Origin of the sequence: Acinetobacter sp. UBA2063 (assembly GCF_002333245.1) — a bacterium.
In the GTDB taxonomy this organism is placed as follows: domain Bacteria; phylum Pseudomonadota; class Gammaproteobacteria; order Pseudomonadales; family Moraxellaceae; genus Acinetobacter; species Acinetobacter parvus.
In genome coordinates this window covers 15,988-16,236 of record NZ_DDAH01000219.1, presented here as the reverse complement: position 1 = coordinate 16,236, position 249 = coordinate 15,988, and the positions used below count along the sequence as shown (strand labels likewise).

Below are 249 nucleotides of genomic sequence, written 5' to 3'. Positions count from 1 at the left end.
GCAACAAAGCCTATTTCAAATAAAAGTTAAAATAAAAAACCGAGGTATTACCTCGGTTCTTTTGTTCATCATGAAAAAGTTATTTTTCTACAAAAGCACGTTCAATCACATAATCACCCATAACACCCATACGTGGTGATTCAACCAGGCCATGTTGATCAAGCAGGGCAGCCACATCTTTCAGGAATGCTGGGCTACCACAGAGCATGGCACGGTCTGTCTCACGGTTAAAACGTGGTAAACCGATTT

Annotated in this window: 1 pseudogene; it reads right to left on the bottom strand. The window is 41.0% G+C overall.

Annotation, left to right across the window (positions count from 1 at the left end):
* Positions 1–79 precede the first annotated feature (79 nt).
* Positions 80–249: pseudogene (locus B4H32_RS10495) on the bottom strand (ferredoxin--NADP reductase); the annotation flags it as partial.